The organism is Micromonospora sp. NPDC047620 (genome assembly GCF_043205005.1).
Taxonomy (GTDB): Bacteria; Actinomycetota; Actinomycetes; order Mycobacteriales; family Micromonosporaceae; genus Micromonospora.
In genome coordinates this window covers 206,033-222,053 of sequence record NZ_JBIDDG010000004.1, presented here as the reverse complement: position 1 = coordinate 222,053, position 16,021 = coordinate 206,033, and the positions used below count along the sequence as shown (strand labels likewise).

Sequence of the window (16,021 nt, the reverse complement as noted above, 5' to 3'; positions counted from 1 at the left end):
TGCACGAGCTGCTCGGGCAAGGCGGAATGTCGCCAGGCCAGCGCTACATCCACCACGCCTCGCGCGGATCGACGGTGCACCTGTTCGTGCGGGAGACGCGGGTCGCCGACCGGGACCTGGGCGCTCCCGCCTACCTCTACGCCGGCCCGATGACCTACCAGGAGCACACCGGCGACCGGCCCATGCGGATCCTCTGGCGGCTGCACCACGCGCTGCCCGCCGACATGTACGCCGCCGCCCGAGCGATCGCCGCATGAGCACCCGGCAGGAGGTGTTGGACCGGCTGACCTCGCTGCGGCTGCACCAGCAGCGCGGGCGGCGCGCGCCGCACAAGCCGCTGCTGGTGCTGCTGGCGCTCGGGCAGCTCACCCGGGGCGGGTCGAGCGAGCTGCCGTGGTCGGCGGTGCAGGAGCGGCTGAGTGACCTGATCGCAGAGTTCGGGCCGGCGTCGAAGACCGGGCGGGCGCAGAGTGCCGCGTACCCGTTCACCCGGCTCCGCAGCGACGGCGTGTGGACGCTGAACCGGGACCATTTACGGCGTGTCGAACGGTTACGGTGTACCGGATGATCACCCCCGCGCAGACGACGAGCCGGCTGAACAAGGACATCGGCGCCGTTGTGCGACCGCTGGGCTTCCACGGCACTCGCGGGACCTGGTCGGTCGTCACGACCGATGGTGTCGCACAGGTCCATGTCGGACGGAGTGTGATGCGCAGCGTCGGCGGCGGCACGATCTTCGTCAGCGTGGGCATCGGTGTGGTGCCGGCTGCCTGGTGGGAGTACCTGAACTGGCGCGCCGCCCGCTGGGGCCAGCCTCCGATCCCGTTGGACAAGAACGCCACGTCCCACCGGATCGGGTTCGTCGAGACCCGCCAATGCCCGGAGGACAGCTACTACCACCTGCGCATGGCCCCTGACAGGTACCCGGCGACCGTGACGACGACCGAGGAACTCGACCACGCCGCGGCGCTGCTGGCCGGTGCGGCCGACAAGCTCGCCCACACCGCGCTCGACCTGCTCCGGCCGGGTCGTTACCTCGAGGCGCTGCGCGGCATACCCGATCTCGGCGGCGCGATGTGGGAGCCGCTGGTGGTGCTGCTCGCCGAGGGCGGCCCGTCGGCCGAGCTCGATGCCGCGATCGAGGACATGCGTGCCGACTACGCCAACTACGGCTTCGGCCCACCCGACATGGAGGTCGAGTACGCCCGCATGCGGGCCGCGGCGGCGGTGTGAGCGAGCCCCGGTCACCGAAGCGTGGGTGCCGGGCCGAGCGCCTGCTTCAGGCAGGCGTCGACGTCTGTCGCGTGGTACACCCGCTCGCTGGCCTCGATCCCGTCGAGGAACATCGCGTACACGGCGGCCATGCGCAGCGCCGCGACCGGCCGCAGCAGCTCCACGGCCCGCTCCGGCTCGCACCCCGGCACGTCGGCCCGCCACCGCGCGCACCACTCCTCGTAGACCGACCGCGCAGCGGCGGCGTCGAGCCCCTCGGCCAGCCGCAACACGTCGAACGCCGGGTGTCCCACGAAGGCGTCGCCCCAGTCGATGACGACGTGCTGGCCAGCGCAGGCCCGGATGTTGCCGGGGTGCAGGTCCCCGTGCACCAGCGTCTCCGGCAGCCCGCACCGGGCCACCTCGTCCAGCCGCGGCTCCAGCCCAGCCAGCAAGGACTTCACCGAGGAGGTGTCGTGACCGGAAAGCCGGTCACGGATCCAGCCAGCGAGCTGTGGGGCACGCAGGTCCGGCACGCCCGCCGCCACCAGCTCCGCCACGTCCGGAATCGACCGTACCTGCACCGGGTGGAAGCCGGCGGCCATCGCCAGCCGTTCCTCGATCGGTGCCCCGTAGCGGTCCTCGCCCGGCACGTGGTCGAGCAGCATCCGGCCGTCGCCGTCGTCGGCGAGCAGCGTCGACGTCCTCCCCGGCACCGCCCGGCCGAGCCAGCGCAGCACGGCGGCCTCGTGCCGGAAGAACACCGGCACCTGCTTCAGCCAGGCCGTCCCGCCCGGCCCGTCGAGCCGCCACACCGCCGACAGGTTCCAGGTGCGCTGTTGGGCGACGGTCTCCGCCGGCCGGCCGAGCCGCCGCAACTCCCCCATCGCCCAGGCGACGCTGCGCGCCGGGCCACCCGCTTCGGCGTAGTGGGCGCGCAGCGGGTCCGCTGACAGGTCCACCTCCGCCGGGACGAGCAGCGTGGCGGGCGGGTCGCTGACCTGTCCGAGGTACGTCACCGCGCCGCCCACCGCCCGCGGCGCGTCGCCGGTCAGCAGCCGCAGGACGGCCACCTCGACCCCGTACCGCCGGCGGGCCTCGGCCACGACGGGGGCGACGTCCTGCCACCAGGGCGACGGCACGTCGAACGGCGGCAGGGCGCCCAGCGGCGCGCCGGCCGCGTCGAGCAGGGCGAGGGTCACGGTCCGGGACACGTCGGCACGCTACCGCCGGCCGCCGAACCTCCGCGACCGCTTAAGCCGGCACCGTGGGGGCGGCCGACATGCCCAGACGCCCGGTCGGGAGCACGCCGTCTCAGCGCGACAGGATGGCGACGATCTCGGCGTACCCGCGCCGGTGGGCGTGTTCCCGCGCGTCGACGCCGTCCCGGTCGGGCACGTCCACGTGCGCCCCGGCGCCCACCAGGATCTCCGCGATCTGCTGGTACGGCCGGCTGCCGTCGCCGAGGATCACGCACTCCAGCAGGGCCGTCCAGCCGAGGTCGTTGACGTGGTTCACGTCGATGCCGGTGTGGACCACGCGGCGGACGTACTCGACGTGGCCGCGTTCGCTGGCCGGGATGACGGAGATCCCGCCGAAGCGGTTCACGATCGTCAGGTCGGGGTCAGCGGGCAGCAGCACCTCCAGCATCGCCACGCTGCCGGTCACCCCGGTCACCAGCCACGGGGTGTCGTGCTGGTCGTCGAGCGCGTCCGGGTCCGCTCCCGCCTCGACGAGGATCCGGGCGACCTCGACGTGGTCGTTCGCGGCGGCCAGCAGCAGCGGCGTACGCCGTCGGGCGTCGCGGGTCTCGATGTCGGCGCCGGCGGCCAGCGCGGCGCGTACCGCCGTGGGATCGCCGGCGTCGGCGGCGGCGAGCAGGTCCTGGTCGGCGGGGCGGAGCATGGTGTCCTCCGGGGGTGGTGTCGGGGCGGGTCGGGCGCAGCCGGCAGCCGTGGCGAGGGTGAGGGCAAGCAGGGCGCGGCGCTTCACCGGCGGATCAGCTTCCGCTCGACGGCGGCGTGCACGGCCGCGGTCCGCGAGTCGACGCCGAGCTTGGCGTAGATGCGGACCAGGTGGGTCTTGACGGTGGCCTCGCTGATGAAGAGTTGACGGCTGATCTCCTTGTTGGCGAGGCCCCGGGCGAGCAGCGTGAGGATCTCCACCTCGCGGGCGCTGAGCGTGGGCTGCGGGCCGCGCATCCGGCCCATCAGCCGGGCGGCGACCGGCGGGGACAGCACGGTCTGCCCGGCCGCGGCGGCGTGCACGGCGCGGAAGAGCTCGTCGGGCGGGCAGTCCTTGAGCAGGTAGCCGGTCGCGCCGGCCTCGACGGCGCGCATGATGTCCTCGTCGCTGTCGTACGTGGTCAGGATCAGCACGCGCGGCGGCTCCGGCAGGGCGAGCAGGTTGGCGGTGGCCGCCGCGCCGTCGACGCCGTCGCCGAGTTGCAGGTCCATCAGCACCACGTCGGGGCGCAGCGCCGCGGCCTGTCGGAGCGCCTCCCCGGCGGTGGCCGCCTCGGCGACCACGGTCATGTCGGGCCGGCCGCCGAGCAGGGCCCGCAGTCCGGCGCGGACCACCGGGTGGTCGTCGACCAGGATCAGCCGCAGCGGGGTGCTCATCGGGCCTCCCGCAGCGGCAGGCTGACCGCGATCGCGGTGCCCTCGCCGGGTGCGCTCTCGACGGCGACGGTGCCGCCGAGCTGCGTGATCCGCTCCCGGATGCCGGTCAGCCCGAACCCGGTGACGGCTGCGGGGTCGAAGCCGGTTCCGTCGTCGTACACGTCGAGCGTCACCTCCTGGTCGCCGAAGGTCAGCGTCACGGCGGTCCGCCGCGCGCGGGCGTGCTGACGCACGTTGGCCAGGGCACCCTGGGCGACCCGCAGCAGGGCCACCTCGTCGTCGACGCCGAGCGGCGCGACGGTCCCCACCACGGCGAACCGGACCGGGTTGCCGGTGTCGCGCTCGGTCGCCGCGCACAGCCGCCGCAGGGCGTCGGTCAGCGAGGCGCCGTCGAGCGCCGGGGAGGCCAGGCCACGGACGAAGCGGCGCGCCTCGGCCAGGTTCTCCCGGGCGGTCGCGGCGGCCTGCCGCACGTGCGCGCGGGCCTGCCCGGGCTCGCTGTCCCACTCCTGGTCGGCTGCCTGGAGCAGCAGGTTCATGCTGGACAGGCCCTGGGCGAGGGTGTCGTGGATCTCCCGGGACAGCCGGGCGCGTTCCGCCAGCGCCCCGGCCTCGCGCTGGCTGCGGTCCAGCTCGTCGCGCGCCGCCAGGAGGTCGTCGAGCGCACGCTGGCGGGCCCGGTTCTGCCGGTCCAGTTCGAGGAAGACGACGGTGGTGACGGCGGCGACGCCCACCGGGCCGAGCACCAGGCTGGGGTCGAGCCGGTCGGCCAGCCGGATCTGCGCGACGACGACCGCGCCGGTCAGCAGCCCGACCAGCGGCCAGACCGCGCGGCGCGGGAGCTGGCGCAGGCCGACGAAGAACAGCGGGATCGCCACCAGGGCGAAGCTCGGCGCGGCGAGCACCAGCGCGAGGAAGGCGACGAGCACCGCCGCGAAGCGCGCGCCGGCCGCGCGCCGCCCCAGCTCGTTGATCGCGTACGCGGCCAGCAGCACCCCGGCCAGCGCCAGCACCGCGCCGGTGTCGGCGCCCCAGCCGTGGCGTACGCCGTAGCGGGAGGCGGCGGCGGCGAGCAGGAGCAGGAACCCCCACCGCATCGCCGGGCGCAGCCGGTCCTGCCGTCCCACCGCCCACCTCCGATCAATTGATCTTGACAACTGTCCAGCGTACGGCAGGAACGGGGTGGCCGGTTCAACCATTCGAGGTATCTCGGTTGCATCCGGCGTGCCATGACCGCGCCGCGCGCCACGGCCAGGCTGAGGACTGTCACCTCGATCCGAAGACCTCAGGGAGCATCGTGATGATCCACAACTTCCGCCGCCGGATGGCGCTCGGCCTGGGCGCCGGCGCCGTGGCCGTGGCCGCCGTCACCGGCGTCGCCGTCACCGCGTCCGCCGCCGAGCCGGTGGCGAAGCCGCAGACCGCGACGGTCGCGAAGAGCAACGTCGTGGCGAACCCGTCGCTCGACCTCGACGCGGCGCTGCGCGCGGCCGAGGCGACCGTGAAGGCCGCCGAGAAGGGCGGCCACCGGGTCACCGTGGTCGTCCTCGACCGGTCGGGCACCGTGCAGGTGCAGCTCAAGGGCGACGGCGCCGGCCCGCAGACGGCCGAGTCCGCCCACCGCAAGGCGTTCACGGCCGTCTCCTTCGGCCAGCCCACCTCCGCGCTGGCCGGCCGGGTGACCGGGGCGGGCGCCACCCTGCGCGACATCCCGGGGACTCTGTTCCTCGGCGGTGGCGTGCCGGTGAGCGCCGACGGGCAGGTCGTCGGGGCCATCGGCGTCGGCGGCGCGCCCTCCGGCGACCTCGACGAGCAGTACGCGAACGCCGGCGCGGCCGCCCTGCGCTGAGCGCGGCACCGCCGTAAGGGGCGGGCCTCCGGGACACCGACCGGAGGCCCGCCCCCTGCGGCGTCGGATGCACGGTGCCCGGTCGGGCCCCGTGCTGCGGTGGCGGCGCCATCCGTTCGCGTGCCGTCGACCCGGCCGGTCGTGAGCCCGCGTTACCGTGGCGGCGATGCCGGTCGTCCCCTGGAGGTTCCCGAGGTGATCGATGACGTCAACGACCCGGGCGACGACCCTCGGGGCCGGGCGATGGAGCAGCGGATCAGCCTGGTCACCCTCGGCGTCGCCGACGTGGCCCGCGCCCGCACCTTCTACGAGCGGCTCGGCTGGCGCGGCCAGGAGGTCGAGGAGACCGTCTTCTTCCAGGCCGGCGGCCTGGCGCTGGTGCTGTGGGGCCGCGACAAGCTGGCCGCCGACGCCGGCGTGACCGACGGGCACGGGTTCGGCGGGATGACGCTGGCGCAGAACGTCCGGTCCCGGGGCGAGGTCGACGAACTGCTGGCGGTGGCGGCCGAGGCCGGGGCGGAGGTGACCCGGCCGGCGCGGGAGACCTTCTACGGCGGCTACGCCGGCTGCTTCGCCGACCCCGACGGCCACGTCTGGGAGATCGCCTGCAACCCGGGCTTCCCCCTCGCCGACGACGGCTCGCTGACCGTCCCCGACTTCGACCGGGGCGCCGACGACGTGGAAGCCGGCAGCGGCCCGGAGTGACTCAGGTGGCACGGGCTTCCTCGCGGCCCCCAGCCTCCCGGACCTTGACCGCCTTCGATCGGGGGCACCGGCCATATGTCGCACATCGAGAAGCTCAACGCTGAACCGAGGGAGTGACTGCGAGGATGGCTGTTGAGTTCCGGTTGACGCTGGCAGGCGAGATCCCCCTCGACGAGGTGGCTGAACTCGCCGCACCGAACGCCGTCGAGACGCGCACCTTGTCCGGCAACCGCATGCTCACCTCCGCGCTCAACGAGGAATGCGGCTTCGTCGTCGACATCACGTCGGGCAGCCACGGCTACTACGACGCCGAAGACGACGACGGCTCGCTGTGGGTGTGGGAGCCAGAAACGTACGTCGACATCGACTTCTACATGCGCAAGGACGTCCTGGCCGACAAGGGGATCCCCAACGTGCTGGCGACCACTGCGCGGGTCCTGAACGAACGAAGCGAGGACGCAGCCCTGGTGTTCAACCACAACCTGCTGTTGCTGACCCGCGTCGCGGGGAGCTTGAGCAAACACCGGCCGACGTGGTGGAGCCACCATGAGGCGGACGATGAGATCGTCCGGCCGTAGCCGCCGCAATCGGGCGGAGGGAGTGGGCCCACACCACCGCCGGCAGCACGGCGCACGGTCGGGCCGGGTCGGCGGCAGTCAGGAGGCGGCGACCCGGCGGGGGTACGCCTCGGCCTCCCGCGCCCACTGCTCCGCCGCCATCGCGAGGGCCCCGGCGGAGACGGTGAGCGTCAGCGGGTAGACCGCGCTGAGCGGCTGCCGCCGCATCCACGGGGGCAGCGACTCGTACGAGAACTCGACGGTCAGCGCCAGCCGGCGGCGGCGCAGCACCCGGGTGCGGAAGGCCAGGTTCGGCTCGGTGAAGCGCACCACCGCCAAGGGTTCCGCCGGGTCGCCGGTCGTCTCGGCCTGCTGCCGCAGCCAGCCCGCCAGCGCGTACGCCTCCGACACCGTCAGGCAGGGCGTGTAGTGCGACCACGCCTGCCCGTCGGCGGTGCGGGCGTCGGTCTCGACGAGCAGCCAGTCGTCCCAGTCCGCCGCCTCGTCCGGGTCGTCCGGCGGCTCGACCCCGGGCTGGTAGCCCACGGGCCGGATCCTGACCCGGGCGCCGTCGTCGGAGCGGATCTCCATGGGCCCATCATGGCCGAACCGGGAGCGTGTGCGGGCGGGATATTCCGCAGGTCAGGGGCATCCCCGGGTCAGCGCACCGGGTCGTGGGTGCCGCGCGGCACGTCGGGACGGCAGCGGCGCAGCCGGTCGGCGGCCATCCGCCCGCCGACCGCCAGCCCGTACCGTTCCACGGCGGCCAGCCCGTACGCGCTGCACGTGGGGGTGAAGCGGCACTGCCCTGGCCAGCGGTGCGACAGCCACCGCCGGTAGCCGAGGATCGCGGCGCGGCCGGCCCGGTCCACCAGCGGCGCCCGCCCACGGGCAGCGGCCAACGGCGCCCGCCCGGCGGGAGCGGTCGTAGGCGCCGACGCCCGACCGGGCGCGACGAGCCGGGCCAGCAGCGCGCCGAGGGTGAGCAGCGTGGAGAAGAGCCCCAGGTTGCAGCTGGGTATGTCGCAGTTGGGCACGTCGCAGCTGCACCCGTCGCAGTAGTCGCGCTTCTTCTTCTTGCGGTGCTGGTCGTGCTTGTGGTTGATCACGGCGAACATCATGCGACGGACGCGCAACCCCGCCGGGCCCCTCGGGTGGCGCTCTGGGTGGTCGGTCGGGGGTCGATGCGGGAAGTCCCGGATGGAGCACGGCCCGTCGGGCGGCGACGCTGGGTGAATGACTGACACCGATGCGCGGACGTCGACGAGACTCGTGCCGGCGACTGCCGTCGGCAGTCCGGCGCTAATGCTGCTCTACGGCCTGCTCCGCCTGGTCGACGGCCTGAACGGCGACCGGGGCGACGGCTGGGCCTGGGACGTCGGCCACACCTTCTTCCTCGTCGGGATGCTGCTCTTCGGCGCGCTGGTCGTCGGGCTGCGCCGGCTGCTGCTGGCCGCCGCGCCCCGGCGACGGGTGCTCACCGAGGCCGCGACCGTGCTGGGGCTGGTCGGGGTGGCCGCGTTCGTGTGGGTGATCCTCGGCGACCTGTTACCCGGGCTGGCCGATGCCGCCGCGCTGCCCGATCCGGCCATGGTGCTGGGGCCGCTGCTGTTCCAGGTCGGCATCCTCACCCTGCTGGTGCAGGCGGGAACCACGCGACCCCGGCTGCTGCCGGCGTGGGTGCCGGTGCCGGTGCTGCTCGGGTTCGTGGGGATCGCCGTGGACCTGGACCTGCTGCCCCTCGCCGCCGCGGTGATCCTCGCCGCCCTGCTACCCCTGCAACGACTGCGCTGAGGCGGTCGTCGCGGACCCGCCTGACGCGGAGCGCGCTGAGCAGCGAGGCCGCACCGCACGCCGGGACACACCCGCCCAGGGATCAGCTCCAGACCGTGCGGCGCACCCCGTCGTGCTCGGCGCAGGCGTCGCGCCGCCCGCCGGTGAGGCTGACCGAGCCGTCGCGGCACTGCACCAGGTAGCCCCGGCCGGCCCAGAACTCGGGGACGCAGTCGAACCAGTCGCAGATCTCCGCCGCCGGCTTACGGATGCGGTTGCCGCCGCAGAAGTCGTACCCCATCGGGTTGGCGGGGGCGCCGCACCGCCGCTCGCGGGCGGGCGTCGGCGAGGGCGACGTGGTGCCGCGTCGCGGCGCGGACACGGTCGCCGCCTTCGGCGGCACGACGGGCGGCACGACGGGCGGCACGACCTTCGGGACGGCGGTGCCGCTGGGCGCGGGGGTGCCGCTGGGCGCGGGGGTGGCCGCCACGGCGACCTCGGAGCCGGTTGGGTCGGAGGGGTCGGTGTCGAGCAGCGCGGCGGGCACCAGCAGGGCGATGCCGGCGGCGACGGCCACGGTGCGCCGGCCGCCGGGCACGAACGCGAAGGGCCGGGCCTGCCCGGGGGTGGCGATCTGTGGCCGGAACGGCTTGAGCTGCGCGTGCTCGGCGATCGCCTCGTCGAGCTGGTCGAGCACCGCGCCGCGCTGCTCGATGGCGTCGGCGAAGGCCAGCGCCAGCTTGAACCGGAAGTCGGCGGCGACGTCGGCGGGGAGCATCAGCCCGGAGGTGCGCCGCCGGTCCAGCACCTGTATCAGGGTGACCGGCGCGTGCGGGTCGTGGGCCAGGCCGGTCATCTTCCCGTACGCCCAGTCGCGCCGGCCGCGCCCGCCGAGCAGCACGAGCCGGCGGTTGGTGATCACCGCCATCCCGGCGTCGGCGACGCGGACGCCGTCGGGCCTGCGGGCACGCAGTGGGACGGCCTCCGGGGCGACCGTCAGGTCCGGCGCGGGCAGCACGGCGGTGTGCCGGACCTCCACCAGTTGCGCGGCCGGCAGCACCCAGAAGACCACCTCGTCGGGGGCCAACTCCAGGGGCAGCCCCGCGCCCGCGGCGGTCGAGCCGTGGAACTCCTCGGCGACGGTACGCAGGCGGCGCAGTTCGTCGTCGCGTTGTCGCCATGCCTGCTCGGCGCCGCGGAATTCGCGCCGCCGTCGTTCGTTCTGCCGGTGCGCCCACCGGTACCGCCACGTGGAACCCGTCGAATCAGTCTTTGCCACGCCGACTCCTTCGCCGCGCAGGCCACCAACCGGGGTGTCACCGGTGTCAACGGTGACAACGGCCGGCGCGGACACGACGCAACGGGGCGAAATGGCCGATCGGCGGACCAAATCGGACGATAGGCGGGTTTCGCCGGGCCGAACCGCACCCGTCGGGCGTGTCGCCGGACGGGCGCGGCCGACACACGGCCGCGCGCCCGCCGGATCGTGTGATCCGGCGGGCGCGGGGCGTGGCGCGGGGACGGGTCAGTGGCGGCGGCCCTCCCCCACCCGGTAGGTGCGCAGGTTGGGGTCGGCCTTGATCTGCGCCTCCGTGTACTTGATGGTGTCCCAGCCCTTGCCGGAGTAGAGCCGGGTCTGGTCGCCGTACCAGGGGGAGTTCGGGTTGCTCGACTGCGAGTAGGTGAGGATCTGCCGCCCCGACGGGCCGTTGCGGCCCAGCTCGACGGCCATCACGAACGACGAGCCGTGCACCACCTTCGGGTAGCCGACGCCGGGCGCCAGAGGGCTGATGATCATGTTGAAGACGCCGGCCTCGGCGCGCCCGCCGTGGATCGGGATGCGCCGGTCGCCGCGCGGCTCGGTCTGCACGTCGCCGAGGCGCGCGTCGAGCGGGATGCCGGCGAGCCTGCGGACCGCGTCGGCGAGCGCGGTGAGCACGCGCGGGTCGGCGGCGTTCAGCCGGCTCGGGGTGCGCACCGGGTCGGCGGCGTCGAACGCGTCGGCGAAGCGGATGCCGCCGGACAGGGCGAACTCGGTGAACAGGTGCGCGCCTCGGCTGTCCAGGTCGACGCGCAGGTCCCAGCCCTTCAGCGCCGCGCAGGCGTCGCGCAGGTCGACCGTGGTCCCGTCCGAGGCGGTCGCGGTGGGGTGCGTGGTGCACAGCGCCGCCAGGTCGTCGCGGACGAGTTCGCCGCCGTACGCGCGGTTGCCGAAGACGGTCTGCCAGAGCCGGGACGTGGTGTAGCCCCGCCCCGGCAGCCCGTCGGTGCCGGCGAGCCGCCCCCGCACCTGCTCCACGCCGAGGCGGGTACGCAGGCTGCGCTCGGTGCGCTCGTTGCCGATGATGCGCGGGTAGCCCTCCAGCGGCGCTTCCGGGTTGGCCAGCCAGTGGCTGTCGTTGGAGTTGGTCACGTAGTCGGCGCGGATGCGGACCGGCAGGTTGGCCGGGCCGAGGATGCCGGGCACGGCCGCGTCGGGGTCCCGGCCGAGCGCGCAGGCCGACCGGGAGCCGTCGAGGACGGCCTGACCGCTGGCGGCGTAGAGCGGCTGGAACGGCGCGGGAATGCAGGCGGCGGCCAGTTCGTGGGTGACCCGGGGCACCACCGAGTGGTCGGCGTAGAGCGCCTCGCCGCGAGCGTCGGCGGCGATCACGTTCACCCAGGGCAGGAACTGGTGCCGGTCGAGGACCCGCTTCAGCTCGCGCACCGTCTTCGCCCGGCCCATCTGGAGCCAGCCGTCGAAGGCACGGTTGTTGGTCGCGTTGGCGTCGGTGATCGCGTACGCGCTGGTGGCGGTCCAGTCGAACGTGCCGGGGACCACGACCACCGGGCCGAGGTGGGTGTCGTGGAAGGTGCGGCTGACCGGCACCGTCCCGCCGCCCGGGCCGGGCACCCGCACGGTGACGGTGCGGGTGGTCATCTTCCGGGGCCGACCGTCCACGTAGTACGAGGTGGGGTCGCCGGGGACCAGCGCGAGCCGGTGCCAGACGAAGCGGCGGGCGGTGGAGACGGTGTGGCTCCAGGCGAGGGTGCCGTTGTGCCCGATCTCGACGATCGGGTCGCCGACCAGCGCCGCGCCCTCCACGTCGTAGCGGCCGGGGACCTTCAGGTGCATCCGGTAGAAGCGCTCGGCGCCCTCCCACGGGAAGTGCGGGTTGGCCAGCACCATCCCGCCGCCGTGCGTGGTGGCCTGCGCGCCCAGCCCGTACGCGTTGCTGCCCACCCCGGCGGGCGCGCCGTCGGCGGAGGCGACCACCGCCGCCGCGCCCGGCGCGTCCAGCACGGCGGCCGGGCCGGTCGCCGTCGGCGGGGCGGCGGCGACGATCCCGTCGAGCACCGCCCGCGAGCTGGCCCGGACCATGCTGGCCCAGCTCGCGCGCCACACGTCCAGCTCGGTCAGCGGGCGCACCCACGGCTTCGCCCGGCACGCCGGGTCGGTGAGGTTCGCCGCGCCGGTGCGGCGCAGGTAGTGGTTGTAGCCGGCGACGAAGCCGCGGATCTGGTCGCGGACCTCGTCCGACGGGGAGTGCACGCCGTCGCGCGGCCCCTGGAGCAGCCGCTCGGCGGTGCGCTCGTCGATGGCCTTGCGGAAGAAGAGGTCGCTGCGCACGTTCGCGTCCGTCGGGCCGGTCGCCCCGAAGAAGCGGGACCGCTCGGCGCTGACCGTGACCATCTTCTCGGCGATGACGCAGATGTTGTCCTCGGCCTGGGCGTAACCGACGCCGAAGCCGAGGGAGGCGAAGTCGCGGGCGGTGATGTGCGGGACGCCGTACGACGCCCGGCGGATCTCCGCCGAGTAGCCGCCGTCGCGGTGCTGCGCGGCGGCCGGCGGGACGCCGGTGACCACCGTGGTGACGACCGTGGCGAGTGCGGTGAGCACCGCGCCGGCCGGCTTCAGCCTCATCCTGTTTCCTCCCCGTCGGAGTGAACGTGCAGAACATTCACGCTGATCGGCATTCTGGTGCCGCGGGGGCGGCCCGGGGAAGGGCTGATCGTGGACTGGTTGTTCCCCCTGCGGGGCGTCGGGACGCTCGGTAACGTCAGCGGCGGCCGGTGTCACCGTGCGTACGGCGAGGGGGGTGGAGTCGGTGAGCGAGCCGCTCCGCGCCGTCGTGGTCGGCGTCGACATCGGCACCACCAGCACCAAGGCGGTCGCGTACGACATCGACGGCAACCAGCTCGTGCACCACTCGGTCGGCTACCCGCTCGACGAGCCGCACCCCGGCTGGGCCGAGCAGGATCCGCACCGCATCCACAGGGCGGTGCTGGAGTCGATCCGCAGGGTCGTGGCGGAGTTGGGCCGGCCGATCGCCGGGCTGGCGTTCAGCACCGCGATGCACAGCCTGATCGGGCTGGACGCCGACGGCAACCCGCTCACCCCGTCCATCACCTGGGCCGACTCCCGCGCCAGCCGGCAGGCCGAACGGCTGCGCGCGGTCCCGTCCGGGCTGGCGCTGCACCGCCGCACCGGCACCCCGGTCCATCCGATGGCGCCGCTGCCCAAGCTGCTCTGGTTGGCCGAGCAGGATCCGCAGTTGTTCGGGCGGGTCGCGTACTGGGTGGGGATCAAGGACTGGATCCTGCTGCGGCTGTGCGAGGCGCTGGTGACCGACCACTCGGTCGCCTCCGCCACCGGCCTGATGGACATCCGGCAGTTCTCCTGGGACTCCGAGGCGCTGGGCGTCGCCGGGATCACCGAGGAGCAACTGCCCGAGCTGGTGCCCACCACCACCGTGCTGCCGGGGCTCACCGCCGAGGCGGCCGCCGCGACCGGGCTGCCACCCGACACGAAGGTGGTCGTGGGCGCGGGGGACGGCCCGCTGGCCAACCTCGGGCTCGGCGCGGTGGCCCCGGGCGTCATGGCCTGCTCGATCGGCACCAGCGGCGCGATGCGGGTGATGGTGGAACACCCCGGCGTGGACCCGCTCGGCGGGGTGTTCTGCTACGCGCTGACCGAGCAGCGCTGGGTGGTCGGGGGCGCGATCAACAACGGCGGCCTCGTGCTCGACTGGGCCGGCGACGCGCTCGCCCCGGAGCTGGGCGAGCACGCCGAGCAGGAGCTGCTGGCGATGGCCGCCGAGGCCCCGGTCGGCTCCGGCGGGTTGATCATGCTGCCGTACCTGCTGAGCGAGCGGGCGCCGCACTGGAGCGCGCTGCCGCGCGGCGCGTACGTGGGGCTGACCCACGGGCACCGCCGTGCGCACCTGGTGCGGGCCGGACTGGAGGGGGTCTGCCAGCAGTTGGCGCTGGTGCTGGCCTCGGTACGGGCCGCCGGCAACGAGGTGCGGGAGATCCGGGCCAGCGGCGGGTTCGCCCGCAGCCCACTGTGGCGGCAGATGCTCGCCGACGTGCTCGGCATGCCGGTGCGCTTCCCCGTCGAGCGCGAGGGCTCCAGCTTCGGGGCGGCGCTGCTCGGCATGGAGGCGCTCCGGCTGCTCGCCTCCGTCGACGTCGCCGCCGACCTGGTGCACATCGAGGAGACCGTCCGCCCCGATCCGGCCGCCGCCGCCACGTACGCCGCCCTGCTGCCGCTGTTCTCCCAGCTGTACGACGCGCTGGTCCCCACGTTCACCTCGCTGCGCCGGCTCGCCCCGGGCCTGCCGCCGGAACCGCCGCCGCAGTAGCCGCCGCCCGCGCCCCGACGGGTGACGGCCCGATCGCCACCGGCGACGAGTGGGCCGCCGCCTCGCCCGCACCGTCTACGACCACGTCGCCGATGGGCGGTGAGCCGGCTCAGGCCGGCGGTTCCAGGGTGCCCGCCGGGGAGCCGGGCGCGGCCGAGGAACGCGGGAGGGTGTCCGCGTCGAGCAGGCGGCTCGCGGCGGCGCGGGCCTCGCGGGCCGGCTCGGGGCTGCCGGTGATGGCGGCGGTGACCATCGCGCCGTTGGCCAGCAGGGCGAGCTGCGCGGCGAGCGCCGGCGGCCGGCCGGCTGCCGCGACGAGCGCCGCGAGGTGGTCGGCGAAGGCGCGCTTGTGGGCCCGCACGACGTCGACCACGCTGGGCGAGGAGCCGCCCAGCTCGGCGAAGGAGTTGATGAAGGCGCAGCCCCGGTAGTCGGGCTGGCCGAACCAGTCGTACAGGTAGTCGAAGACCGCCAGCACGCGCTCCGTCGGGGTCGACGGCGCCGAGGTGTACGCCGCCAGCGCGTCCCGGATCGCCCGGTCCCGCCGGCGCAGCACCGCCTCGACCAGGTGCTCCTTCGAGGGGAAGAGCTGGTAGGTGCGCTTGAGCGAGACGCCCGAGGCGGCCCGGATGGCGTCCATGCCGACCGCCTGGATGCCGCGCTCGTAGAAGAGCGAGTCGGCCGCGTCGAGCAGCCGCGCCTCGGCCGTCGTGTGGTCCATGTCAAAGCCCCTTGCCGGAGAACCATCGTTCTCCTACGGTATCAACCAGCCGGAGAACGATCGTTCTCTCGATGCCGAGGAGTGCCCGTGTCCCCCTTCGCCACCCGTCACCACCTGGTCACCGTCGCCGGCCAGCAGGTCTTCTACCGCGAGGCCGGCGACCCGTCCCGACCCACCCTGGTGCTGCTGCACGGCTTCCCGACCAGCTCGCACATGTTCCGCAACCTGATCCCCGCGCTGGCCGACGAGTACCACCTCGTCGCCCCCGACCACGTCGGCTTCGGCAACTCCGCCGCTCCGCCGGTCGGCGAGTTCGACTACGGCTTCGAACGGCTCACCGAGATCACCCTCGGCCTGCTCGACACCCTGGGCATCACCCGGTTCGCCCTCTACCTGCACGACTACGGCGCCCCGATCGGCCTGCGCATCGCCAGCCGGCACCCGGAGCGGGTCACCGCGCTGGTCGCCCAGAGCGGGAACGCGTACACCGAGGGGTTCACCCCGTTCTGGGAGGTGCTCTTCGCCCACGCCAAGGACCGGGCGATCCACGAGCCGGAGGTCCGCAGGCTGCTGACGGCCGAGGCCACCCGCTGGCAGTACACGCACGGCGTGCCGGCGGACCGGCTGGACCGCCTCGCCCCGGAGACGTGGCGGCTCGACCAGGCCGGCCTCGACCGGCCCGGCAACGCCGAGATCCAGCTCCAGCTCTTCTGGGACTACCAGTTCAACCTCGACGCCTACCCCGACTTCCAGCGCTACTTCCGCGAGCACCGGCCGCCGACCCTGGTCACCTGGGGCCGCCACGACGAGATCTTCGGCGCCGCCGGCGCCGAAGCGTACGCCCGGGACCTACCCGACGCGGAGATCCACCTGCTGGACACCGGCCACTTCGCGCTGGAGACCCACGGCGAGGAGATCGCCGGGCTGATCCGCGCCTTCCTGCGCCGGGTCCGCTAGGC

The 16,021-nt window shown here is 74.3% G+C and carries 16 protein-coding genes and 2 pseudogenes; 9 read left to right on the top strand and 9 right to left on the bottom strand.

The annotated features are described in order from the left end of the window. Positions 1–35 precede the first annotated feature (35 nt). The 3 genes and pseudogenes from ACGF5C_RS06660 to ACGF5C_RS06650 form a co-directional block, all read left to right on the top strand. Positions 36–257, top strand: a pseudogene (locus ACGF5C_RS06660) (hypothetical protein); the annotation flags it as partial. Continuing rightward, positions 254–529: pseudogene (locus ACGF5C_RS06655) on the top strand (restriction endonuclease); the annotation flags it as partial. The pseudogenes ACGF5C_RS06660 and ACGF5C_RS06655, both read left to right, overlap by 4 nt. Positions 530–564: 35 nt before the next feature. Beyond that, positions 565–1,233 (top strand): hypothetical protein, encoded by a 669-nt coding sequence (locus ACGF5C_RS06650; RefSeq protein WP_393297362.1) that lies wholly within the window; start codon positions 565–567, stop codon positions 1,231–1,233. 11 nt (positions 1,234–1,244) lie between these two features. Here the strand turns inward: ACGF5C_RS06650 and ACGF5C_RS06645 are convergent, their stop codons facing one another. The 4 genes from ACGF5C_RS06645 to ACGF5C_RS06630 form a co-directional block, all read right to left on the bottom strand. Continuing rightward, positions 1,245–2,426: an aminoglycoside phosphotransferase family protein gene (locus ACGF5C_RS06645; protein WP_393297359.1), complete on the bottom strand. Its 1,182-nt coding sequence runs from the start codon at positions 2,424–2,426 to the stop codon at positions 1,245–1,247. Between the two features lie 100 nt (positions 2,427–2,526). Then, positions 2,527–3,204, bottom strand: a complete 678-nt coding sequence (locus ACGF5C_RS06640) for an ankyrin repeat domain-containing protein (protein ID WP_393297356.1) — start codon at positions 3,202–3,204, stop codon at positions 2,527–2,529. Continuing rightward, positions 3,201–3,833, bottom strand: a complete 633-nt coding sequence (locus ACGF5C_RS06635) for a response regulator transcription factor (RefSeq protein ID WP_357454977.1) — start codon at positions 3,831–3,833, stop codon at positions 3,201–3,203. Before ACGF5C_RS06635 ends, ACGF5C_RS06640 begins: the two co-directional genes overlap by 4 nt. Further along, positions 3,830–4,960, bottom strand: a complete 1,131-nt coding sequence (locus ACGF5C_RS06630; protein WP_393297354.1) for a sensor histidine kinase — start codon at positions 4,958–4,960, stop codon at positions 3,830–3,832. The genes ACGF5C_RS06635 and ACGF5C_RS06630 overlap by 4 nt, the downstream gene beginning before the upstream one ends. A 173-nt stretch (positions 4,961–5,133) precedes the next feature. On the opposite strand from ACGF5C_RS06630, the gene ACGF5C_RS06625 reads away from it, so the two are divergent. The 3 genes from ACGF5C_RS06625 (at position 5,134) to ACGF5C_RS06615 (ending at position 6,965) form a co-directional block, all read left to right on the top strand. Next, a complete protein-coding gene (locus tag ACGF5C_RS06625; protein ID WP_393297351.1) occupies positions 5,134–5,682 on the top strand; it encodes a heme-binding protein in 549 nt (182 codons plus the stop codon). A 195-nt stretch (positions 5,683–5,877) separates the two neighbouring features. Continuing rightward, positions 5,878–6,387, top strand: a complete 510-nt coding sequence (locus ACGF5C_RS06620) for a VOC family protein (RefSeq protein ID WP_393297348.1) — start codon at positions 5,878–5,880, stop codon at positions 6,385–6,387. Between the two features lie 125 nt (positions 6,388–6,512). Continuing rightward, positions 6,513–6,965 carry a SitI3 family protein gene (locus ACGF5C_RS06615; RefSeq protein ID WP_393297346.1) on the top strand — a complete coding sequence of 151 codons (453 nt, stop codon included), beginning with the start codon at positions 6,513–6,515 and terminating at the stop codon, positions 6,963–6,965. Between the two features lie 78 nt (positions 6,966–7,043). On the opposite strand, the gene ACGF5C_RS06610 is transcribed toward ACGF5C_RS06615, so the two are convergent. Together ACGF5C_RS06610 and yidD are read right to left on the bottom strand one after the other, a co-directional pair. After that, positions 7,044–7,535, bottom strand: a complete 492-nt coding sequence (locus ACGF5C_RS06610; RefSeq protein WP_393297343.1) for a hypothetical protein — start codon at positions 7,533–7,535, stop codon at positions 7,044–7,046. 68 nt (positions 7,536–7,603) lie between these two features. Then, a complete protein-coding gene (gene yidD, locus ACGF5C_RS06605; protein WP_393297341.1) occupies positions 7,604–8,062 on the bottom strand; it encodes a membrane protein insertion efficiency factor YidD in 459 nt (152 codons plus the stop codon). Between the two features lie 118 nt (positions 8,063–8,180). On the opposite strand from yidD, the gene ACGF5C_RS06600 reads away from it, so the two are divergent. Next, the gene (locus ACGF5C_RS06600; protein ID WP_393297338.1) at positions 8,181–8,738 is read left to right on the top strand and encodes a hypothetical protein; all 558 of its coding nucleotides are present in this window, start codon (positions 8,181–8,183) and stop codon (positions 8,736–8,738) included. A gap of 82 nt (positions 8,739–8,820) precedes the next feature. On the opposite strand, the gene ACGF5C_RS06595 is transcribed toward ACGF5C_RS06600, so the two are convergent. Further along, the gene (locus tag ACGF5C_RS06595) at positions 8,821–9,996 is read right to left on the bottom strand and encodes a hypothetical protein (RefSeq protein ID WP_393297335.1); all 1,176 of its coding nucleotides are present in this window, start codon (positions 9,994–9,996) and stop codon (positions 8,821–8,823) included. A gap of 246 nt (positions 9,997–10,242) precedes the next feature. Continuing rightward, the gene (locus ACGF5C_RS06590) at positions 10,243–12,621 is read right to left on the bottom strand and encodes an acylase (protein WP_393297333.1); all 2,379 of its coding nucleotides are present in this window, start codon (positions 12,619–12,621) and stop codon (positions 10,243–10,245) included. 184 nt (positions 12,622–12,805) lie between these two features. Between ACGF5C_RS06590 and ACGF5C_RS06585 the strand changes: the two genes are divergently transcribed. After that, positions 12,806–14,341 (top strand): gluconokinase, encoded by a 1,536-nt coding sequence (locus tag ACGF5C_RS06585; RefSeq protein ID WP_393297330.1) that lies wholly within the window; start codon positions 12,806–12,808, stop codon positions 14,339–14,341. Positions 14,342–14,450: 109 nt separating this feature from the next. Here ACGF5C_RS06585 and ACGF5C_RS06580 read toward each other — a convergent pair whose 3' ends face one another. Continuing rightward, a complete protein-coding gene (locus ACGF5C_RS06580) occupies positions 14,451–15,062 on the bottom strand; it encodes a TetR/AcrR family transcriptional regulator (RefSeq protein ID WP_393297327.1) in 612 nt (203 codons plus the stop codon). A gap of 87 nt (positions 15,063–15,149) precedes the next feature. Here ACGF5C_RS06580 and ACGF5C_RS06575 point away from each other — a divergent pair, with 87 nt between their 5' ends. Beyond that, the gene (locus tag ACGF5C_RS06575) at positions 15,150–16,019 is read left to right on the top strand and encodes an alpha/beta fold hydrolase (protein ID WP_393297324.1); all 870 of its coding nucleotides are present in this window, start codon (positions 15,150–15,152) and stop codon (positions 16,017–16,019) included. Positions 16,020–16,021: the final 2 nt, after the last annotated feature.